Here is a 21,055-nt window from a genome sequence, read left to right as displayed (position 1 = left end):
TTACGCCGCGCTGCGGACGTTCGAGATCGTGCCGATCAGGTCGTTGACGATGCGCTCGATCTGGGCGCGGTCGTCGCCCTCAGCCATGACGCGGATCAGCGGCTCGGTGCCCGACGGGCGAATAACGAGGCGGCCGTTCTTCGAAAGCTCGGCTTCGGCATCGGCAATCGCCTTCTGAACCTGGATATCCTCAAGCGGCTTGCCGCCGGAGATACGCACATTGCGCAGCAGCTGCGGCACAGGCTCGAAGCGGCGGCAAATCTCGCTGACGGTCTTGCCAGTGCGCTTGACGGCAGCCAGGATCTGCAGCGCCGCCACGAGGCCATCACCCGTCGTGCCGTAGTCGGACATGACGATATGGCCGGACTGTTCGCCGCCGACGTTGAAATTGTTCTGGCGCATATGTTCGACCACATAGCGGTCGCCGACCTTGGTGCGTGCCAGCGTCATGCCCTTGTCCTCAAGGAAGCGTTCCAGGCCGAGGTTCGACATCACGGTTGCGACAATGCCATTGCCGCGCAGCTGCTGGCTTTCGGCCCAGCTCTCGGCAATCACAGCCATGAGCTGGTCGCCATCGACGACGGCACCGTTCTCATCGACGATGATCACGCGGTCCGCGTCGCCATCGAGCGCGATGCCGATATCGGCCCGGACTTCATCCACCTTCTTCTGCAGGGCAACCGGGCTGGTCGAGCCGCAATTCAGGTTAATGTTGGTGCCATTCGGCTCGTTGCCGATGGTGACAACCTCGGCGCCGAGCTCCCAGAGAGCGGCGGGCGCAACCTTGTATGCAGCGCCATTGGCGCAGTCGATCGCGATCCTCAGGCCCTGAAGCGTCACGTCGCGCGGCAGTGTGCGCTTGGCATGCTCGATATAGCGGTCATGGACGCCATCGACGCGCTTGGCGCGGCCGATATCGTCGGACTTGGCGAGCTGACTGGACAGGTCTCTTTCAAGAAGGTCCTCGATCTGCTGCTCGATATCATCGGAAAGCTTGTAGCCATCCGGGCCAAAAAGCTTGATGCCGTTGTCTTCGTAAGGATTGTGCGAGGCCGAGATCATCACGCCGATATCGGCGCGCAGCGAGCGCGTCAGCATGGCGACGGCCGGTGTCGGGATCGGGCCGAGAACGAAGGCATCGACGCCGGCAGCCGTAAAACCCGCAACCATGGCGTTTTCGAGCATATAACCGGACAGGCGCGTGTCCTTGCCGATGACCACGCGGTGGCGGTGATTGCCGCGGCGGAAGATGGTACCGACCGCGATGCCCACCCGCATCGCCAGATCCGGCGTCATCGGGAAAATGTTCGACTGGCCGCGAATGCCGTCCGTGCCGAAGTAACGTCTCTTCATATGTACCCCTATGCTTCCGGCGCGCCAAGCAGGCGGCGCCATGTGCCAAGCAAATCCTGGCCGCAAGAACGAATCAATTCGTTCGATGTCTCTAACGCGGCCTGCTCATAATAGCGGCATGCCACAAAACGCAGGCGCCATCACGTCAATTACCGCGAAAACCGATTATATCGCGTTACCGATACGAGAAGGCCGGATTTCCTGGGGAAACCCGGCCTCTCTTAAGCTTAGGCTTTCGTACTTTCGGTCAATGCGGCTGCGGCTCGAGGCCACCTTCCGTTTCATCGCCCTTCGATGCCGGGCGTGCGCCCGCCTTCGGAACAGCCGAACCGCGGCTCGGCGGTGAATCGTCGCCGAGATCGCGCGCCGGCTTTTCGCCGCGGATCAGGGCCTTGATCTCTTCACCGGTCAGCGTTTCGTACTCGAGCAGACCTTCAGCAATCGCAACGAACTCGTTGTGATTGTCAGTCAGGATCTGACGTGCCTCGGCATAGGCTTCCTCGATCAGGCGGCGCACTTCGCTGTCGATCTTCTGAGCCGTCGATTCCGAGACGTTCTTCGACTGAGAAACAGAATGACCCAGGAACACTTCCTGCTGGTTCTCGCCGTAAGCGACCTGACCAAGCACGTCGGAGAAGCCCCACTGGGTGACCATGGCGCGGGCAAGCTTGGTGGCCTGCTCGATGTCGGAGGACGCACCGGAGGTGATGTTCTCCTTGCCGAAGGTCAGTTCCTCAGCGATACGGCCACCCATCATGATCGTCAGGCGCGAGACCATCCACTTGTAGCTCATCGAGTAGCGGTCGCCCTCGGGGAGCTGCATGACCATGCCGAGAGCACGGCCGCGCGGAATGATCGTTGCCTTGTGCAATGGGTCTGCGACGGCAACCTTCAGCGCCGTGATGGCGTGACCGGCCTCGTGATAGGCGGTCAGCTTCTTTTCGGCTTCGGTCATGGCGGACGAGCGGCGCTCGGCACCCATCATGATCTTGTCCTTGGCGTCTTCGAACTCCGCCATAGTGACAACACGCTTGTTGCGGCGTGCGGCCATCAGGGCAGCTTCGTTGACGAGGTTCATCAGATCGGCACCGGAGAAACCGGGCGTACCGCGGGCCAGAACCTTGAGATCGACGTTCGGTGCCAGCGGCACGTTACGGGCGTGAACTTTGAGGATACGCTCGCGTCCGACGATATCGGGGTTCGGAACCACGACCTGACGGTCGAAACGGCCCGGACGCAGAAGTGCGGGGTCGAGAACGTCAGGACGGTTGGTCGCTGCGATCAGGATGATGCCTTCGTTTGCTTCGAAGCCGTCCATCTCGACAAGCAGCTGGTTCAGCGTCTGCTCGCGTTCATCGTTACCGCCGCCGAGACCGGCACCACGATGGCGGCCGACGGCGTCGATTTCGTCGATGAAGATGATACAGGGCGCATTCTTCTTGGCCTGTTCGAACATGTCACGGACGCGGCTTGCGCCGACACCGACGAACATTTCGACGAAGTCGGAACCCGAGATCGTGAAGAACGGCACGTTGGCTTCGCCGGCAACCGAGCGGGCGAGCAGCGTCTTACCCGTGCCCGGAGGGCCAACGAGCAGCACGCCGCGCGGGATCTTGCCGCCGAGACGCTGGAACTTCTGCGGATCGCGCAGGAATTCGACGATTTCTTCGAGGTCCTGCTTGGCTTCATCGACACCGGCGACGTCTTCAAACGTCACGCGGCCATGCGCTTCGGTGAGAAGCTTGGCCTTGGATTTGCCGAAGCCCATCGCGCCGCGCGAGCCGCCCTGCATCTGCCGCATGAAAAACAGCCAGACGCCGAGGATCAGCAGCATCGGCAACAGCGTGCCGAGATAGCTCAGGAAGCCGGAAGAACCGTCGGTCTCCGGGCGGGCCGAAACCAGGACGTTCTTCTGCTGCAGGCGATCGAGCAGGTTGTCATCGATCACAGGAGAATAGGTCTGGAAGGTGGTGCCATTTTCAACATAGCTGCCCGAGACACGGTTGCCCGTGACCACGACTTCCTTCACACGGCCCGCATCAACCTCACGCAGGAACTGCGAGTAAGGGATTTCGCGCGAGCTGGTCTGTGCCGGCGTCGTCTGGAACATGCTGAAAAGAGCGATCAGCAGCAGAGCTATGATCGCCCACAAGGCGAAATTACGTAAGTTAGGGTTCATCGAACTCCCCAGCACTGGAACAGCCGCCTCATGGCGGCCGTCTTATTTGAACTCTAACATAGGGTTGCGCCGTGTCATTGCCAAGGCGATCCGGTCCGTCAGATGGTTTTTCCGTCAATAAGACCTAAAGGTGGCCTTGGATAGGGGCGTGTTCCAAAAGCCGCCGCGAGGCATTCGGCGAACTTGAAGTCGAATCGTGTCAAAAAGCGGTCGAATGGCGCAAAATAGGGGATGACCTCCACGCCCCCGGAAAATGCTCCGGACACATTTGCGTCATCTCCCACAAACACCGCCGGAGCAGCAGCCTGCGCGCGCTTGCGAGCTGATCGCGGCAGGCGATCGTCAACGCCGTATTGGTCTGGCTTGGCACCCCGCTTTTCGACACGGATTTCCGAGCCGGAATGGTTGGCGATCACAAACCGCCCGTCCCATATGGCGGAGGCGCCCTGCGCAAGCGCGAGTGGCAAGATGCCGCGGTCCTCGCGCGTCAGGTAAAGACCGTCACGCCGCCTGTCGAAGACCACGCGGCCAGCCGTCACCCTCCCCGGCTCGCCGGTTCCGAGAAATGCAAGCACCCGTTCGAGCGACGAAGACGAGAGCGGAAACGCCTGCCCGCCGAAAACCGCTGCCAGACGGCCGAGCGCATAGCAAGAGGCCGGATCGCCAACTTCGACCCCCTCAGGCGAGACGAGCCCCAGACCGGGTGCAACGAGAGCGAAATGCCGGTCGAGCCAGTCTGCAGCACTCTCCGCAAGCGCCGCTCTCGTTTCCATGGAAGGCATGTCGAGACGGTCGGCGTTTTGCGCAGCAAGGGCCGCGCGTGTTCGAACGCGCTCGTATTTCATGTCCTCGTTACTCGGATCATCCGACCAGCCGATATGGCTGGCGGTGAGCAGTGTGCGAATGTCCGCTCGGCTGGAGGCAAGCAGAGGGCGGGCGATCCAGATGCTGCGATCGAACAGCATGGCGTCGGCAATCCCGGTCTCGGCTGCGGACGTGGCGCCACGGCCGGCGCGCATCGCGAGCGTTTCGATCTGATCGTCGAGCGTGTGGGCGGTGACAACAAGATTTGCGCCGAATTCCCGGGCGGCACCGGCGAGCAACTGATAGCGGGCCTCGCGCGCAGCGGTCATGATGCCGGTCTTCGGCTTCGGACCTGTCCAGCGGCAGATTAGGTGATCTATGGAAAGCGAATGGCAGAGAGCAGCGGCAGCGCGCGCTTCATCCGCAGAGCCAGCACGCAGATCGTGATCGACGGTGGCGGCGCAGAGCGAGAATTTCGATTGGAAATTGATGGCTTCATTGAGCGCGACGAGAAGGCCGGTGGAATCGCTGCCCCCTGAAATCGCGACGAGAATGCGCGTGGGCTCGACAAGCGATTGGAGGAAGCGGTGGACCGCAGCCTCGGGCGGCAGGATGGCTTCCGGAGACAAACCGGAAACCCTTAGCAGGCGAGACGCTTCTGTTCGCTCGCGACCTTGCTTATGACGGCGCGCGATGCCTTCGGATAACGCTTCGAGACTTCCTTGAGCGTGGCGCAGGCCGTATCGGTGTTGTCGAGCGCTGCCAGCGACATGCCGAGCTTCAAGAGCATCTCCGGCGCCTTCTCAGACGAGCCATATTTCTGATGCGCGTTCAGGAAGGTCTTGGCCGCTTCATTGAACTTGCCCTGCGAATAGAGGGCTTCGCCCAGCCAGAAATTTGCATCCGCCGCCCGGGCACTGCCCGGATACTGCGCGATGTACTGGGTGAATTCCTGCTCCGCCGTGCCGTAGTCGCCTGAGAGAACATGGCCGTAGGCAGCTTTGTACTGGTCGGCCTCGCTGCCGAGCGATGCCGTCTGCTGCGGCGAAGCGCCGGAGCCCGGAGGTGGCAGCGGCGCGGAGCCGACCTCGGCGCCCGGATTGACCGTGCCGCCGATCGGATTGCCGTTCTGGTCGAAGTCCATCGAACCCAGCTGCTGCGGCGGCTGGCCGAGACCGCTGTTCGACGGCACGTCGTTGGAGGGAGCCGTTTCGGCTCCCTGCGGTGCTTCGATAATGGTCGCAACATCATCGCCGCCCTGCCCTTGAGAACCGGCCTGCGCCTGGTTCGTCGATGCGGGGGGAACGTCGGCTTCGCTCTTTTTGGTGCCCTTGGTGCTGCCGCCGGTCGAACCGCCGCCTGCGCCGCCACCGCCCTTTTCAAGCTGCTGGAAACGGAACTCGTTGTCTTCCTGAGTCTTGCGCAGCGATTCCTGCATCTGCAGGATCTGATAGCTCATCTCTTCGATGCGGCCGTTCAGCTGGCGCAGCTGATCTTCCAGCTGCTGGACGCGCATTTCCGTGCCGCTGCTCTGCACGTTGACGACGGGAGGCTGCGCCTGCGTCTGCACCGGCTTGCCGCCAAGGTTCAGACCGAGAAACGAGGCGGAATACGCCGCTCGCTCGGTCCCCGTCACAGCCGCGAGGCAGAGCACCCCTGCCACGACATATTTCTTCATAGGTATCGTCCTGTCCCAGTGATTCTTCGCGCCCCGATGGCACGAACAGGAGATTTTGCCAATTGCTTTCAAAAAGCAACGGAGTCTGGCCAAAGTGTGTTCAAAAAGAAAAGGCGGCCCGCGAACGGACCGCCTTTCCAAAATGTAATGCGATTTCCGCAGATTACATGCCTGCGCCACCGAGAACGGTGACGGCGCGGCGGTTCTGCGACCAGCAGGAAATATCGTCGCAGACAGCAACCGGACGTTCCTTACCGTAGGAGATCGTCTTCAGGCGCTGAGCCGGAACGCCGCGCGAAGCGAGGTAGTCCTTGGTGGCAGCCGCACGGCGGGCACCGAGAGCCAGGTTGTATTCGCGCGTACCGCGTTCGTCGGCATGGCCTTCGACGGTGATTGCGTAGTTCGGGTAGCGGGCGAGCCACTGTGCCTGACGGTCGAGCGTCTGGGCAGCGTCTGCGCGGATCGACGTGGAGTCGGTGTCGAAGAAGATGCGGTCGCCGACGTTAACAGTGAAGTCCTGAGCCGAACCCGGCGTTGCTGCACCGGCGCCAAGGCCGAGATCGCCAGCGCTGTTGGCCATGTTCTTCTTGTTGGCGCAGCCTGCGAGAGCGAGGCCAGCGACGAGCGCGATCATGACGGGGTTGCGGGCGAGGCTCTGCATGCGGCTCATTGCCGGGGTATGAATTCGGCTCATGGCCGGGTCTCCTTGCGACTTCATCAGGGTTGCCGGACTGTAACCGTACGAGGTTAATCGGCGCTCAAGAAGTATGGTTAATGATTTACTGATTTGTCCCTACATTGCCCATTTTCAGGACTTTGCGGCGACATGAAGGCGTATTCCGGGCCGTCCACTACTCCAGCAGCGGCGACCATGCCGGGTCGGAAGCGTAGTTCGGAGTCTTGATGAGCTGTTCGTTATAGCCCGTCAGGTCGATCGAGTAGAGCTGCGGACCACCGGCACCCGCGGCCTGACGGAAGAACATCAGCACGCGGCCGTTCGGAGCCCAGGTCGGGCCTTCGTTATGGAAGCCCGTCGTCAGGATGCGCTCGCCCGAACCATCAGGCTTCATCACGCCGATCGAGAACTTGCCGCCCGACTGCTTGGTGAAGGCGATCAGATCGCCACGCGGAGACCAGACCGGCGTCGAATAGTTGCCGTCGCCGAAGGAGATACGCGTCTGGCCAGAGCCATCGGCATTCATCACGTAGATCTGCTGGTGGCCGCCGCGGTCGCTTTCGAAGACGATACGGCCGCCATCCGGCGCATAGGACGGGGACGTATCGATCGCCGCCGTCGAGGTCAGGCGCGTCGTGGTGCGCGAACGCAGGTCCATCGTGTAGATATTGGCGTTGCCTTCCTGCTGGAGGCTCATCACCACCTTCTGGCCATCAGGCGAGAAGCGCGGCGAGAAGGTCATGCCCGGGAAGTTGCCGACCACTTCGCGCTGTCCGGTTTCCAGCTGCAGCAGGTAGACGCGCGGCTGCTGGTTGGCGAAGGACATGTAGGTGACTTCCTGGCGGTTCGGCGAGAAGCGCGGCGTCAGAACCAGGTCGCTGCCGTCGGTCAGGGTACGGACGTTGAAGCCGTCCTGGTCCATGATGGCGAGCTGGCGCTTGCGCTGCTGCTTCGTGCCGGATTCCGAGACGAAGACGACGCGGGTATCGAAATAGCCTTCTTCGCCGGTGATCTGCTTGTAGATCGCGTCGGCGATGATGTGGGCCACGCGGCGCCAGTTTTCCGGCTGCGTGTAGAACTGCTGACCGGTCATCTGCTGGCCGGCAAACGTATCCCAAAGGCGGAACTCGGCGCGCAGACGGCCGTCGGCCTCCTGCGTCACGCGGCCGGTCACCAGCGCCTGCGCATTGATGACCTTCCAGTCCTCAAAGCGCGGAGCGGCATCGGGATTGGAGATCTTCTCGATGAAGGCATTCTTGTTGACGGGCGCGAAAAGGCCCGAGCGCTGCAGGTCGGCGGCGATCACCTGAGAAACCTGCGCGCCCATATCGCCCTGCAGGAAGTCGGTGACGGCGATCGGCAGCGGCTGGACGTTACCCTTGTTGATGTTGATTTCGACGAGCGCGTTCGCAGGCGTCGTAAACGCACCCGCGGTGACGAGACCCGCCACCATCATCAGGGCGCGGAAAAGGGAAGACTTTCTCATATGACAGAGGCCTTTCAGCATTTAAATCCCTAGATCGCTGGGATCGAAGTTCACGACGACTTCGTTCCAGGCATCGTATTTATCTTTTGGAAGCGTGGAGAACGGCGCGGACTTCATGATCGCGCGATAGGCACCGCCCGCAAGCGCGCGGCGGGTCGAATCGTTGTCGCCGCCGCTTGCTTCGACTTCGGGCTGGCCGATGATGTTGCCGTCTTCGTCGAGCTTCATATGCACCTTGATGCGCACGTCGCCCATGCCTTCCATGCCCGGAATGACGTTCCAGTTGCCGGCGATCGCGCTCTTCAGCGCATCCATCTCGCTCATCGACAGCTTCGAAGCACCCTGCGTCGCCTTCTTGGCGCCAAGCGAGGCTTCCTGTGTCGAGTGTTTCGTGCCGCCGGCCGAAGGATCGGTCTTGTTCAGGAGCGCAGAAATGTCGTCGGCGTTGAAGTCGCTCTTCATCGACGATGCGGATTTCGCCACGTCGCGCTTCTGGTCGTCCTTGTTCTTATCGGTCGGCTTTTCAGCGGTCTTCGGCTGGTCCTGGGGCTTTTCCGGCGGCTTCTCGGCCTGCTTTTCCTCAGGCGGCTTCACCTGCGGCTTGGCAACCGGGGTCGGGACCTTGTCCGGCAGCGCTTCGGCATCGGGCTTCGGCGCTTCCTCGGGCTTTGCTTCCTCGACCGGCTTTTCCTCCGGCTTCGGCGGGGTCGGCGCGACGTCAGGCTTGGTCTGCGGAATGGAAGCGACTTCCTTCGGCTGCTCGACCTCGGTCTCTTCCTTGTTGATTTCCTTCACTTCGTTCGGGATAGGATCGATCTTCTGCGCCGGCTTCTCGCTCGAATTGGCAGCCGCCGCATCCGTATTGCTCGGCTTGGCGTTCGGCACCGGCGGTGTCTTGAGATCAACCTTGTTGTCGCCGACATTCTCGCCCTGATCAGGGGTCGGCGGCCGCGTCGTCGGCTTCGGCGCCGACGTTTCCTTCATCGGCGCCTTCTTGTCGCCCTGCTGCATCTGGGTGATCGATTCGACCGGCACCAGATCGACTGGCATCGCTTCGAAATCATCAACCTTGAAATGCTCGGGCGAGCCAATGGTCACCAGCGCTGCAGCGAGCACCAGTCCATGCAGAACAGCAGATGTGACGACGCTGGTCTTCATCTTGCTTTCTACTGGTCCTTCTTCTGCTGCGTGACGAGGCCGATATTCTTGAAGCCCGCACCCTGGATGCGCGCCATCACATCAGCGATCACGCCGTAAGGCGCCGTCGCGTCGCCGCGCACGAAGATACGTTCGTTGTAACCCGTCGTCGCAATCGCCTCGAGCTTCGCGGCAATCTCTTCAGCCGGGATCGTCGTTTCCTGCAGATACACCTGACCGTCGTTCTTGACGGAGATGGTGATCGGCTGGGTCTCGGAATTCAGCGCCTTGGCCTGCGTTTCCGGCAGGTCGATCGGCACGCCGACCGTCATCATCGGTGCTGCGACCATGAAGATGATCAACAACACCAGCATGACGTCGACGAGCGGCGTCACGTTGATTTCGGAAATTACGTTCTTGTTCCGGCCACCGCGGCGGCGGCGTCCGCCACCGCTCCCGGAATTGCCTCCAACAGCCATACCCATGGTCGTACTCCCGCCGTTCCGTTACTGCGCGGCCTGGCGCGGCTGCAGCTTTTCATCGATCTGGCGCGAAAGGATGGCGGAGAATTCGTCCGCGAAGCCTTCCATGCGAGCCGAAAGCTTGCCGGCATCGGCGGAGAACTTGTTATAGGCGATAACCGCCGGAATAGCGGCGACGAGGCCGATAGCCGTCGCAAGAAGCGCTTCGGCGATACCCGGCGCCACAACCGCGAGGTTGGTCGACTTCGAGCCGGCGATAGCCTGGAACGAGGTCATGATACCGACGACCGTGCCGAAGAGACCGATGAACGGACCGGCCGAACCGATCGTCGCAAGCGAGCCCAAGCGGGACGAAAGTGTTTCAGATTCACGCGACAGCGTCACGTCCATGGCACGGTCGATACGCATCTGCAGACCGATCGGCGAGCGCGCACCGCGCTCGAAGGACTTTTTCCATTCGCGCATCGCCGCAACGAAGATCGCCGCGAGGCCGGTGTTGTTGCGCTCGGAGAGCGTCCTGTAGAGTTCTTCCAGCGACTGGCCCGACCAGAACACCTGTTCGAACTTGTCGAACTGGCGCCGCGCACGGCCATAAGCCAGATACTTGTCGATGACGATCGCCCACGTCCAGACGGAGGCCGCGAGAAGCCCGAGCATGACGAGCTTGACGACGATGCCTGCCTGCATGAACAGCGACCAGAGGCTGACGTCGGCCGTTGCTGCTGCCAATCCTGCTTGTTCCATTGATCCAAAATCCCCGAATCCAAACGCCCGGTGCTTGACCGGGCGGCACAAAAGTGATCTCGCAAGAAATGTCTGGCGACCGCCGCCCTAAGCCCTGGTCAAGCTTGAAGCTTTTCTTCCGCCTTCCTTGCCGTCAAATTTGGTCAAAGGAAGGCGTGCACCGCACAAACTCTGACATTCAGAGTAAGACACCATTATGGTTAACACATCGTTAGTGTCGGAGTGCGACTGAAAGCTTTAATTCAGCTGGGTTTTTCTAGCCGGTCAGAACTGATCTGAGCTGGTCCGGCGGCGGAGCACCGCGCATTTCCTGCAGTGCGGAAATTCCTTCACATGAAACTCATGTTTTTGCAAGAGCCGGTTTACAGCCGTTCTACGGCATAAAACGCTTCCTTTTAGCCTGCGTCAGCCGCAATCAGCATCTGCTTCGCCAAGCCCTCCGGCAGGCGGCGCGGCCGGCCCCTGGCGTTAATGACAGCGATGATGACCTTTGCCGCGATCAGCGGCGTTTCGCCGCGGCGGATTTCCTGCGACAGAATCATCTTGGCGCCGCCCGCCTTTTCGGTCCGCGTCACGATTGTCAGGATATCATCCATCCGCGCCGGGCTCTTGAAGTCGATCTCCATGCGATGGACGACGAAAACCAGTCCCTCCTCGTCGGCGGTGATGAGCTCGCGCTGTTCGACGCCGAGGCAACGCAGGTAGTCGGTGCGTCCGCGCTCGAGGAAATGCAGGTAGCGGGCGTGATAGACGAGGCCGGAGAAATCGGTGTCTTCATAATAGACGCGCTGGACCAGCTTGTGGCCCTCGTCCGTCAGCTTGCCCGAAATCGAAAAACTCTCATCCACCATAGCCGTCTCCAGATGGGCATGCCTGCCAAGTCGTCATCGTTCTCCGTCTCCCCCGATAGTGGATGAGCAAGCCGGAGGCAATGCGGCGAGGATTGCAGAGAGGGCTGCATCCGTCACCCTGCCGCGCTGCATCACTGCGAGACACAAAAGACGCTCGCCCGGCGTTTACTGCCAAGGCCCGCGCAAGCCTGAAGTTGCAGAAACCATCCCTGACGATGTCGGGGGATATGATGCAGGTCGCACAGTCGAATGCGCTGAACATACTGCGCAGCACACCACAACAGACGATTGCGGCCTCCGCAACACCGAGCAGCGATCCGCAGGTCCGGCTGGCCGAACGCGCCGATCAGGCCCTCGCCGCTCTGCAGCAGGACAAGAAATCGTCTTCCGATATCGCCAAGGAACGCGCCGCGCGCAAACTTGCCGAACTGCAGCAGCAGGTGGAGATGCTAAAGAGCGGCGGGCTCTCGCCCGAAGCCACGGCGCGGCTCGCCGCACAGCTGTCACAGAAGATTGCCTCGGCCGCAGCGCAATTTGCCTCTTCCATCGCTGGCGCGGGCGCCACGCCAGGCGTTGTTGCGACTGCCTCCGCCGAAGCGGGCACCGCCGGAACAACAGCCGGTTCTGCTTCCGCAGATTCCGCCTTGGGCGAAACACCCGCCGATCCGGCCGCCGGAGAAACCGAGCCTGTCGATACCGCGCGGGCACGCAAGGCCTACCAAGACACGGCCGCCGATGGCGAGCAGCAGGCATCAGGCGTGTCGAACGAAGACCGCGTATCTCTGGAAAAGCTGCAGTCGCTTCTGCGCGAGGTCCGTCAGATCCTCGAAAAGGCGATGGATGAAGTGAGAAACGGCAAGACCGGCGGCGACTACACACAGGCCATGCCGCTTTCAACCGGTTCGTCGGGCATTCCGTCGAGCATCGTCATCTAGCCGATCGGCAAAGCGAACGCCGCTTTCACGCATTGCATTGGCCCGTCAGCGGTTTATGGTTTGCGGCATGCTGACCGATTTCAAGCAACTCAAGGCGGATCTGCGAACCGAACGGCTCGCCCTTCGCGATGCGATCGCCCCAGAAGCGCGCATCGACATGGCGCTTGCCATGGCCGACCACGCAGGCGACGCCGTCGCCTTCGATCCCGGCACCGTCATTTCAGGCTTCCTGCCGATCCGCTCGGAGGCCGATCTGCGGCCGCTGATGGCAAGGTTTCAAGCCCGCGGCGCCCGCCTTTGCGTGCCCGCCATTATCGACAAGCAGACGATCGTGTTTCGCGAGCTGGTGCGCGGCGCGCCATTGATCGCGACGGGTTTCGGCACGTCGGGCCCTGGGCCGGATGCACCTGTTCTCGACCCCGATATCATGCTGGTACCGCTCTCGGCCTTCGACGCCCGTGGCCACCGGATTGGCTACGGCGCCGGCTATTATGACCGTGCCATTAGCCTTTTGCGGCAAAAAGGCCTGAAACCGAAGCTCATCGGCATTGCATTCGACTGCCAGGAAGTGGCACATGTGCCCGACGAGCCGCATGACATAAGCCTGGATGCCATCCTGACAGAAAGCGGCCTTCGCTTTTTTGCCTCGTGGATTGGATAGTGAATGCGACTGCTTTTTCTGGGTGACATGGTCGGCAAGACGGGACGCACCGCGGTTTGGGATCGCCTGCCCGGACTGGTCTCCGACCTGAAACTCGACTTCGTCATCGTCAACGGCGAAAACGCTGCTGGCGGCTTCGGCATCACCGAAGACATCTTCCTCGAGACGATCAATGCCGGCGCCGATGTCGTGACGACAGGCAATCACGTCTGGGACCAGAAGGACGCCGTCGCTTTCGCCGGCCGCCACGACCAGTTCCTCCGCCCGGCCAATTATCCGCAGGGCACGCCCGGCCGCGGCTCCGGCCTGTTTTACGCCCGCAACGGCGCCCGCGTTCTGGTCGCCAACATCATGGGCCGCGTCTTCATGCATCCGGAGCTGGACGACCCCTTCAAGTCGGCCGAGGCGATCCTTTCCGCCTGCCCGCTGAAGGAACAGGCCGACGCGATCATCTTCGACTTCCACGCCGAGGCGACCAGCGAAAAGCAGTGCTTCGGCCATTTCGTCGACGGCCGCGCCAGCTTCGTCGTCGGCACCCACACGCATGTGCCGACCGCCGACCACCAGATCCTGAACGGTGGCACCGCCTATATGTCGGACGCCGGGATGTGCGGAGACTACGACTCGTCCCTCGGCATGGACAAGGAAGAGCCGCTCAACCGGTTCATCTCCAAGATGCCGAAGGGCCGGATGGAAGCGGCGACCGGGCCCGCGACGATCTGCGGCGTCGGGGTTGAAATTTCGGACGCGACGGGCTTGGCGGAGAAGATTGCGCCATTGCGGCTGGGGCCGAGACTGGCGGAGACGATTCCGGAGTTCTGGAAGTAAGTTCGGCGGGCGTCAGCCCCCCTCTGCCCTGCCGGGCATCTCCCCCACAGGTGGGGAGATTGGCTGGGCGCGCCCGCTTGCCTCACAAATACCGTCCTACAAACCGCAGTCTTAATTTAAAGCGGGGAGCCCACCACTTGTAATCTCCCCACCTGTGGGGGAGATGCCCGGCAGGGCAGAGGGGGGGGCTGACACCCACCAACCTAAACCTACCCCAACACGCATTTGTGAGCGCCCCGCATCTGGACCCCTGCGGCGCCTTGCCGCATCCTCCCGGCTTCGTGAAAGCGCCGGAGGGGTGGCATGAAGCCGCAATTGCTTGTCCTCGCTATCGCATGCGTTGCCTCCCTCGCTCTGCCGCAGGCCGCGAGCGCCCAGGAGCAGCGCAAGAACGTCAGCCAGTGCCAGGCAATTGCCCAAGGCATTCCGAAAGCGCAGTTCGCCAGCTTCTCGCCCACCGCACCCGCGATTCCCGCGGTGTCGGAAGGCGAGGACGTCACCTTCACCTTTCTCGGCCACTCCACCTTCGAGATCGACACGCCCGGCGGCATCGTCATCGCCACCGATTACAACGGCATCTACCAACCATCAGTGACGCCCGATGTCGTCACCATGAACAAGGCGCACCAGACGCACTACACGCTGAGGCCCGATCCGGCGATCAAGCATGTGCTGCACGGCTGGAGCGATATCCCCGGTGAAAAGGCCAAGGTCGATCTCGTCGTCGGCGACGCCTATATCCGCAACGTCACGACGGACATCCGCTTCAGCTACGGCCTCGGCGGATCGCAGCAGGACGGCAATTCGATCTTCATCTTCGAGATCGCCGGCCTCTGCATCGGCCATCTCGGCCACCTGCATTACGAACTGACGGATGCGCATTACACGGAGATCGGCCGCCTCGACGTTGTGATGGTTCCCGTCGATGGAGGGCTGACGATGGGCCCCGACAGCATGAGCCGGGTGATCAAGCGCCTGCGCGCCTCCATAGTCCTGCCGATGCACCGCCGCGGACCGCCGGTGGAACGCTTCCTGTCGATGATCGGCAAGGAATTCGATATTCAGATGGCGCAGAATAACACGTTGACAGTGTCGCTGCGGACGCTGCCAAGGAAGCCGCAAATTTATGTGATGAGGGACGTGCAGTAGCGCGTGCTCTGTGCCCGTAGCCCCCTCACCCTACCCTCTCCCCGAGGGGGAGAGGGGAAGTAAACGCCGCGGCTCCAGCATCCCTTCTCCCCAGCGGGGAGAAGGTGGCCCAACGGGCCGGATGAGGGGGCCGCGCGGTAAAACGGGAATCTGTTCAAGCAAACTGCAAATGCCGCTTTATCCCCACATCCGGCATCTTGTCGTCATCGAGATTGGCCTTGGCGATCTCCCAGCCGAATTTCAGCTTGCTGCCAGTCGAGACCCAGATTTCGGCATCATCGACATGCATGGCGAGCATCGTCAGCTTCGGGTCCTTCTTGCCGTTCTCGTACCAGGCAGCAACCACCGAGTTCCAGTATTCTTCGATCTTCGACGGATCGGCTTTCAGCTCGATCTTGCCCGCCAGGCAGGCGTGATAGTCGTGATCCTTGCCGACCACGCAGAAATGCGCGCGTGTTCCCGGTTTCACGGCGCGAACGATATCCGCGTCCGATTTGGTGTAGAACCAGATCGTGTTGGTCTTCGGATCGGCATGCGGCGCCATGGGCTGCATATGCATGTCGGCGCCATCGACACCGAGCATGCCGGCATGAATGCCGTTCACCTGATCCCAGAGCTGCTGCGCCGGATGTTCGCGGGCTTCGCTGAAGCTTGCCATGGCCATTCCCTTCCGTTTTCAGTTTCCGGTTCAAAACGTCAGGTCTGCCGCCTTTGTTCCCCCGCGCTGCACAAGCCAACCGCCTGCGTGAAAAGGCGCTTTCCGCTTGAATACGGCCCGTTTCGCTCTTATAAGGCGGCCCATTCCGAATAATGAGACGTGAACAGGGGTGCCATGGCTGGCCATTCACAGTTTAAAAACATCATGCATCGCAAGGGCCGTCAGGACGCCGTGCGATCGAAAATGTTCTCCAAGCTCGCGCGCGAAATCACTGTCGCCGCCAAGGCCGGTCTGCCCGACCCGTCGATGAACGCGAGCCTGCGCCTGGCCATCCAGAACGCCAAGGCCCAGTCCATGCCGAAGGACAATATCGACCGCGCCATCAAGAAGGCAGCCGGCAGCGATGGCGAGAACTACGAGCAGATCCGCTACGAAGGCTATGGCCCGGGCGGCACAGCCGTCATCGTCGAGGCGCTGACCGACAACCGCAACCGTACCGCCTCGAATGTCCGCTCGATCTTCACCAAGGCCGGCGGTGCACTCGGTGAAACCGGCTCGGTATCCTTCTCTTTCGATCACGTGGGAGAAATCACCTACAAGCTCGCAGCCGGTGATGCCGACAAGATGATGGAAGCCGCCATCGAAGCCGGTGCCGACGATGTCGAGACCGACGAAGACGGCCACTACGTCACCTGCGCTTTTGAATCGCTCGGCGAAGTCGCCAAGGCGCTCGAAGCGACGCTCGGCGAAGCCGAAACCGTCAAGGCCGTCTGGCGCGCCCAGAACAACGTGCCGGTTGACGAGGAAAAGGCTCAGTCGCTGCTGAAGATGATCGACAACCTCGAAGACGATGACGACGTCCAGAACGTCTATTCGAACTTCGAAGTCTCCGAAGAAGTGATGGCCAAGCTTTCGGCCTGATCGCCTCTTCCGGAACCGTTTTCAAAGGCGGGCTTGATGCCCGCCTTTTTCGTTGGATCAGGGTGCGGCCGCCCGGATGAAGCTGTCGCGGAAGGCGGCGAGATCGCCAGCACTGACATCGGAGACCGCCCAGAAGACCAGTCCATCGGACGACCAGTCCGTCATGTTGTAGCCGTCATGCTCTCGCGTCGCCTGCCGGCCGGCCGTCTGCGGCCAGATGAACAGGTTGATGACGTGACCGTTGCGCCGGTAGACGAGTGCCGCCACCACCCGGCCGCCGATATAATCGACCCGGCCGCCGACCAGCGGGAAACCATCCTTGGCGAGATCGTTGACGGGCGGCGAGAAATCGATGCGGCCGTTGAACCAGGGCTTTACCGTATGCTGGTTCGAGGTCTGCACATCGACGAGGTGATCGGCGAGCATCGAATGGACATGGCTCGCCAGCAGCTGGTCCTCGATGCCGAGATCCGGCACCGGCGCGGTGGCGAACAGCATTGCGCTCGCCGCCAGCGCCGCCAGTGACGGCACGAAGCTCCAGTCGCGAACGAAACGAAAGAAACGGTCCCACGGCGAAGCAGGCTTCTGGCGCAGCTGAAGAGCGGATGAGGAGATGGCCTGCTCGCGCGACAGCGCGGAAAGAACCTGCGACCGGACCTCGTCCGGAAGCTTGAAGCGCACGCCGTCCTGTCCGATCCGTTGCCGCACCCCGCGCACCCTTTCGATCTCCGCCCGGCAATCCGGGCACCCCGCCAGATGACTTTCCAGCTCGGCCGCGCGCACCAGATCCAGCTCGCCGTCGATGAAGGCATGCACCACCGGCCCCCACTGGTTGCAGCCCTGCTTCGGCGCCTCGGTCATACCCGTACCCCGCCATTCTCAAACGCATCCCAGGCTTCGCCGAATTCGCGCCGCGCCCGGGCGATGCGCGACATCACGGTACCGATTGGCACATCGATGACCTCGGCGATCTGTTTATAGGAAAGCTCCTCGAGTTCGCGCAGTACCAGAATTTCCCGCATCGCCTCCGGAAGCAGGCCGATGACATGGCGTACGCGCGATGTCTCGCTCTCGCGGATCATCGCTGTCTCCGCTGTCTCGTCATCCGATGCGATCTCATGCGCCGGACTGTCGCTTCCGGCATCGGCATCCAGCGGCGTTTCGAAACGTGCCTTACGCCGTCCCTGCTGCTGCCAGGCGAGATAGCAGTTCCGGACGATGGCAAAAATCCAGGCCCGTGAATCGCAGCCGCGATAGGTCTCGAAGCTGCGATAGGCGCGCAGGAAGGCGTCCTGGACGATATCCTGCGCCGCATCCTGATCGCGGCTGAGAAAGCGCGCAAAGTTATAAGCGGCATCCATGTGTGGAAGAATGTTCTGCTGAAAACGCAGCGTGTGATCAGGCTGCTCGAAGGCGGCAGAGGCCTGCTGTCCACCCTTCGCCCGTGCCATTTCCATGTAGCCGACAAGGATGGACGCTGCCTCGGTAAGAAAGTTGCTTGCGAGCTGCGAAAACGATCGCGTGCGGCGGTGCCAGCGCAGCACAGCCTCGGCCAGCTGGTCGTCGAACGATGTGGGGAAAGCAATACAGGCTTCGGTCATCGCACCCTCTGCGGCTGCAGCGCAGCCGACTCTAGTCCTCGGGCCGCCGTTAGCGCAATGCGACCCTTTATTGCCTAGATCGCCAAGCGCCCGGTTTTATTCCCTGCCGACTGAGATTTTTTTGACCGCTTTGCCGGGGTGAAAAAATTAGCCGTTCATTCTCAATGACTTGCATGGAAAATTACGACAGGCTCGGAATAAGCAGCAGGCCTCTCCGGTCTAGTTATTCAGCGGCGGCGTCGAACCCATCCCGTCTCCGCTGAGACACAGGACAAGCCAGAAGAGGCATCCCAATGTTTGAAATGTCACGCCGTACACTGCTTGGTTCGGCCGCCGCGGCAGCCGCATTCGGCCTCGCATCGAAGCTCGAATTCGTACCCCCGGCCTTCGCCGCATCGCCGGACGAACCGGCAACCGGCTTCTACCGCTACAATGTCGGCGATATCGAAGTGACAGCAATCTATGACGGCATCTGGCGCAAGCCGCACGATCCCGCCTTCATCAAGAACGCCACGGTCGACGAGACCAAGGATGCGCTCGCCAAGGCGCATCTGCCGACCGATTTCATGCCGATCCCGCTGACGGTGGTCGTCCTCAAGGTCGGCGGACGGCTGATCATGATGGATGCCGGCTCCGGCGTCGGCCAGTGGCAGGCCAATGCAACCAACCTTCCCGGCAACATGGCAGCCGCCGGCATCGACTACCGCAAGATCGACACGGTCATGATCTCGCATTTCCACCCTGACCACGTCTGGGGCCTAATGGAAAAGGGCACCAATGCGCCTGTCTTCCCGAATGCCGAACTTATCGTCCATTCGGCCGAATACAACTGGTGGACCGACCCCGGCCGCCTCTCGAAACTCGCCGAGGGCCGCAAGCCTGCCGGAAAGCGCATTGCTGAAGTCTTCCCGAAATGGAAGAACTGGAAACTGGTGGAGGACGGTGCGCAGGTGGCGCCCGGCATCGAGCTGATTTCGGCGCCAGGCCATACGCCGGGTCATTCGACCTATCTGGTCAACTCCGGAAAAAGCCAGCTGCTGGTTTCGGCCGACATCATGTACGTCCCGGCGCTGCTGGCGCCGCACCCGGAATGGCAGGGCAGCTACGATCAGGACGGACCGCTTGCCATCACCAGCCGCCGCAAGCTGATCGATCGCGTCATATCGGACAAGATCGCCATCTGCGGCTCGCACTTCCCCTTCCCCGGCTCCGGCAGCTTCGTCAAGGACGGAAATGCCTATGCCTTCACGCCTACCAGCCAGGTCTGACGCCTTAGGAGACAATTACCATGAAAAGATCATTCACCCGCTACGCCGTTCTCGGCGTCATCAGCTTCTGCGCGCTGTCGGCAGGCGGCTCGGCCATCTCGGCGCTGACAGCGATGCCGGCCTTTGCCGTCGACAACATGGAAACCGGCGACGGCCCGGACCTCACTTCCGTCCGCGCCAAGATCGCCGCCAAGGACTATCAGGGCGCACTCGAGGAATTGCGCGGCCTCGCCGAGGATAACCAGCAGGCCGATGTCTACAACCTGCTCGGCTACACGCTGCGCATGACCGGCGACTACGACACGTCGCTGACCTACTACACCAAGGCTCTCGAACTGCAGCCCGATCACAAGGCGGCCCATGAATATCTCGGCGAGCTCTATCTGCAGACCGGCAAGCCCGACAAGGCAAACGAGCAGCTCGCTTCGCTGAAGCAGCTGTGCCCTGCAGGCTGCGAGGAGCTGGAAGACCTACAAGAGGCGATCGCCGCACGGGGCGGCAACTGACGGTGATTGCCCCGGGGCGGGCGGCAGATGCCGCTCGCCCTGCTCACCCATTGGAGATGATCATGGAACATTCCCCTATCCGATCCGCCGGCAGCAATGCAGCACTTCTCGCCGGACGTCTGCTGCTCTCGGCCATCTTCCTGCATGAAGGCGCAACGCTGGCGCTGAACTTCAACGCCACGGCAGCGGCCTTCGAAAGGCTCGGTCTCGAACTGCCGGTCGCTGTCGGCGTCATCCTGCTGCAGCTTGCGGCGGGCTTCTCGGTCGCGGCAGGCATGGCCACACGGCTGGGCGCTGTTGCACTCGGCATCTTTTGCCTGATGACGGCCCTGCTCTTCCACACCGATTTCACCAGCCAGAACGAACTGCTGCATTTCGAGAAGGACCTTGCGATCGCCGGCGGCATGTTTGTGCTGGCGATCTCGGGTGCCGGATCGCTATCTGTCGATGCGGTCCTGAAGCGCATCGTCCCGGCGCCGGTGGCTGCCCTCTTCTAACTTCCGCGATGATCTGGATCAAAGCGGTTCACAGCTCCGTGAGCCGCAGCCTGATTTTAAGAAAGCGGTAACGCTGCAACCCTTCAATGTCCCTGCCTCCAGCCGGTCTGTCTCAGGCCAGCGTCTCTCACACCATCGGCGGGGAAAATGCCATGAAGAAACTTGCTCTCACTCTCTCCATTTCGCTGCTTTACGCCTTCGCCGCCCAAGCACAGCCCACAATGGTCAAGCGCTTCAACGATTGGGGCGTCTATTCCTACAAGGCCGATGGCCAGACGGTCTGCTATCTGCTGACCGTACCGACAGGCCAGACGCCGGCCAGCGTCGATCACGGCAAGAATTTCTTCATGGTCGGCCCCGGCGCCTCTGCGAAATACGAACCACAGGCGCGAATGGGCTACGAGTTGAAGCAGGGATCGCGCGTGAAGGTGCGCATCGGCGACCAGACTTTCTGGATGTTCACCCGCGAGAACGCCGCCTGGATGCAGCATGAGGAGCGTGAACCGGAAATGATCCGCGCCATGCGCGGTGGCAGCGAGATGGTGATCGAGGCGACCTCCAGCCGGGGGACGGATACCAGCTACACCTATTCGCTCGATGGCATCACCGCCGCCTTGAAACAGGTCACCAGCTGTAGCTGA

At 61.7% G+C, this 21,055-nt stretch carries 22 protein-coding genes; 9 read left to right on the top strand and 13 right to left on the bottom strand.

The features are described from left to right. The 10 genes from glmM to ybgC all read right to left on the bottom strand — a co-directional run bounded on the left by glmM (nucleotide 1) and on the right by ybgC (nucleotide 11,390). Nucleotides 1–1,353 carry a phosphoglucosamine mutase gene (gene glmM / locus AC1DV9_RS21565; protein ID WP_112518006.1) on the bottom strand — a complete coding sequence of 451 codons (1,353 nt, stop codon included), beginning with the start codon at nucleotides 1,351–1,353 and terminating at the stop codon, nucleotides 1–3. 247 nt (nucleotides 1,354–1,600) lie between these two features. Continuing rightward, nucleotides 1,601–3,532, bottom strand: a complete 1,932-nt coding sequence (ftsH, locus tag AC1DV9_RS21560; RefSeq protein ID WP_112385427.1) for an ATP-dependent zinc metalloprotease FtsH — start codon at nucleotides 3,530–3,532, stop codon at nucleotides 1,601–1,603. Nucleotides 3,533–3,630: 98 nt separating this feature from the next. Further along, entirely contained in the window at nucleotides 3,631–4,965 is a 1,335-nt protein-coding gene (gene tilS, locus AC1DV9_RS21555; RefSeq protein ID WP_477949968.1) for a tRNA lysidine(34) synthetase TilS, read from the bottom strand. 11 nt (nucleotides 4,966–4,976) lie between these two features. Continuing rightward, the gene (gene ybgF / locus AC1DV9_RS21550; RefSeq protein ID WP_112385429.1) at nucleotides 4,977–6,014 is read right to left on the bottom strand and encodes a tol-pal system protein YbgF; all 1,038 of its coding nucleotides are present in this window, start codon (nucleotides 6,012–6,014) and stop codon (nucleotides 4,977–4,979) included. A 163-nt stretch (nucleotides 6,015–6,177) separates the two neighbouring features. Beyond that, nucleotides 6,178–6,708 carry a peptidoglycan-associated lipoprotein Pal gene (pal, locus tag AC1DV9_RS21545; RefSeq protein WP_112385430.1) on the bottom strand — a complete coding sequence of 177 codons (531 nt, stop codon included), beginning with the start codon at nucleotides 6,706–6,708 and terminating at the stop codon, nucleotides 6,178–6,180. A 157-nt stretch (nucleotides 6,709–6,865) separates the two neighbouring features. Beyond that, nucleotides 6,866–8,176: a Tol-Pal system beta propeller repeat protein TolB gene (gene tolB / locus AC1DV9_RS21540; protein ID WP_477949967.1), complete on the bottom strand. Its 1,311-nt coding sequence runs from the start codon at nucleotides 8,174–8,176 to the stop codon at nucleotides 6,866–6,868. A 21-nt stretch (nucleotides 8,177–8,197) separates the two neighbouring features. Further along, complete coding sequence (locus tag AC1DV9_RS21535; protein WP_477949966.1) at nucleotides 8,198–9,334, bottom strand: hypothetical protein; 1,137 nt, start codon at nucleotides 9,332–9,334, stop codon at nucleotides 8,198–8,200. 8 nt (nucleotides 9,335–9,342) lie between these two features. After that, entirely contained in the window at nucleotides 9,343–9,798 is a 456-nt protein-coding gene (tolR, locus tag AC1DV9_RS21530; protein WP_112385433.1) for a protein TolR, read from the bottom strand. A gap of 21 nt (nucleotides 9,799–9,819) precedes the next feature. Further along, nucleotides 9,820–10,539 (bottom strand): protein TolQ, encoded by a 720-nt coding sequence (tolQ, locus tag AC1DV9_RS21525; protein WP_112385434.1) that lies wholly within the window; start codon nucleotides 10,537–10,539, stop codon nucleotides 9,820–9,822. A gap of 395 nt (nucleotides 10,540–10,934) precedes the next feature. Continuing rightward, entirely contained in the window at nucleotides 10,935–11,390 is a 456-nt protein-coding gene (ybgC, locus tag AC1DV9_RS21520) for a tol-pal system-associated acyl-CoA thioesterase (RefSeq protein WP_477949965.1), read from the bottom strand. Nucleotides 11,391–11,617: 227 nt separating this feature from the next. Here ybgC and AC1DV9_RS21515 point away from each other — a divergent pair, with 227 nt between their 5' ends. The 4 genes from AC1DV9_RS21515 (at nucleotide 11,618) to AC1DV9_RS21500 (ending at nucleotide 14,963) form a co-directional block, all read left to right on the top strand. Beyond that, on the top strand, nucleotides 11,618–12,325 hold the full coding sequence (locus AC1DV9_RS21515) for a hypothetical protein (protein WP_477949964.1): 708 nt from the start codon (nucleotides 11,618–11,620) through the stop codon (nucleotides 12,323–12,325). A 67-nt stretch (nucleotides 12,326–12,392) separates the two neighbouring features. Then, nucleotides 12,393–12,986, top strand: a complete 594-nt coding sequence (locus AC1DV9_RS21510) for a 5-formyltetrahydrofolate cyclo-ligase (RefSeq protein WP_477949963.1) — start codon at nucleotides 12,393–12,395, stop codon at nucleotides 12,984–12,986. A 3-nt stretch (nucleotides 12,987–12,989) separates the two neighbouring features. Further along, on the top strand, nucleotides 12,990–13,814 hold the full coding sequence (locus AC1DV9_RS21505) for a TIGR00282 family metallophosphoesterase (protein ID WP_477949962.1): 825 nt from the start codon (nucleotides 12,990–12,992) through the stop codon (nucleotides 13,812–13,814). 303 nt (nucleotides 13,815–14,117) lie between these two features. After that, entirely contained in the window at nucleotides 14,118–14,963 is an 846-nt protein-coding gene (locus tag AC1DV9_RS21500) for an MBL fold metallo-hydrolase (protein ID WP_477949961.1), read from the top strand. Nucleotides 14,964–15,117: 154 nt separating this feature from the next. On the opposite strand, the gene AC1DV9_RS21495 is transcribed toward AC1DV9_RS21500, so the two are convergent. After that, entirely contained in the window at nucleotides 15,118–15,621 is a 504-nt protein-coding gene (locus tag AC1DV9_RS21495) for a pyridoxamine 5'-phosphate oxidase family protein (protein ID WP_112385703.1), read from the bottom strand. 174 nt (nucleotides 15,622–15,795) lie between these two features. Here AC1DV9_RS21495 and AC1DV9_RS21490 point away from each other — a divergent pair, with 174 nt between their 5' ends. Then, nucleotides 15,796–16,542, top strand: a complete 747-nt coding sequence (locus tag AC1DV9_RS21490) for a YebC/PmpR family DNA-binding transcriptional regulator (protein ID WP_477949960.1) — start codon at nucleotides 15,796–15,798, stop codon at nucleotides 16,540–16,542. Between the two features lie 57 nt (nucleotides 16,543–16,599). On the opposite strand, the gene AC1DV9_RS21485 is transcribed toward AC1DV9_RS21490, so the two are convergent. Together AC1DV9_RS21485 and AC1DV9_RS21480 are read right to left on the bottom strand one after the other, a co-directional pair. Next, nucleotides 16,600–17,403 (bottom strand): anti-sigma factor family protein, encoded by an 804-nt coding sequence (locus AC1DV9_RS21485; protein ID WP_477949959.1) that lies wholly within the window; start codon nucleotides 17,401–17,403, stop codon nucleotides 16,600–16,602. Continuing rightward, nucleotides 17,400–18,143 carry a sigma-70 family RNA polymerase sigma factor gene (locus AC1DV9_RS21480; RefSeq protein WP_477949958.1) on the bottom strand — a complete coding sequence of 248 codons (744 nt, stop codon included), beginning with the start codon at nucleotides 18,141–18,143 and terminating at the stop codon, nucleotides 17,400–17,402. The genes AC1DV9_RS21485 and AC1DV9_RS21480 overlap by 4 nt, the downstream gene beginning before the upstream one ends. A gap of 293 nt (nucleotides 18,144–18,436) precedes the next feature. Here AC1DV9_RS21480 and AC1DV9_RS21475 point away from each other — a divergent pair, with 293 nt between their 5' ends. The 4 genes from AC1DV9_RS21475 (at nucleotide 18,437) to AC1DV9_RS21460 (ending at nucleotide 21,055) form a co-directional block, all read left to right on the top strand. Further along, nucleotides 18,437–19,411: an MBL fold metallo-hydrolase gene (locus AC1DV9_RS21475; RefSeq protein WP_477949957.1), complete on the top strand. Its 975-nt coding sequence runs from the start codon at nucleotides 18,437–18,439 to the stop codon at nucleotides 19,409–19,411. 20 nt (nucleotides 19,412–19,431) lie between these two features. Next, entirely contained in the window at nucleotides 19,432–19,917 is a 486-nt protein-coding gene (locus AC1DV9_RS21470; protein ID WP_112538713.1) for a tetratricopeptide repeat protein, read from the top strand. 62 nt (nucleotides 19,918–19,979) lie between these two features. After that, the gene (locus AC1DV9_RS21465; protein WP_477949956.1) at nucleotides 19,980–20,414 is read left to right on the top strand and encodes a DoxX family protein; all 435 of its coding nucleotides are present in this window, start codon (nucleotides 19,980–19,982) and stop codon (nucleotides 20,412–20,414) included. A 152-nt stretch (nucleotides 20,415–20,566) separates the two neighbouring features. Further along, nucleotides 20,567–21,055, top strand: a complete 489-nt coding sequence (locus AC1DV9_RS21460; RefSeq protein ID WP_477949955.1) for an invasion associated locus B family protein — start codon at nucleotides 20,567–20,569, stop codon at nucleotides 21,053–21,055.

The sequence above is a fragment of the Rhizobium sp. 01L410 genome, assembly GCF_056400165.1.
Note: the sequence above shows the minus strand (reverse complement) of the source record. Positions and strands in the feature narration are given on the sequence as shown.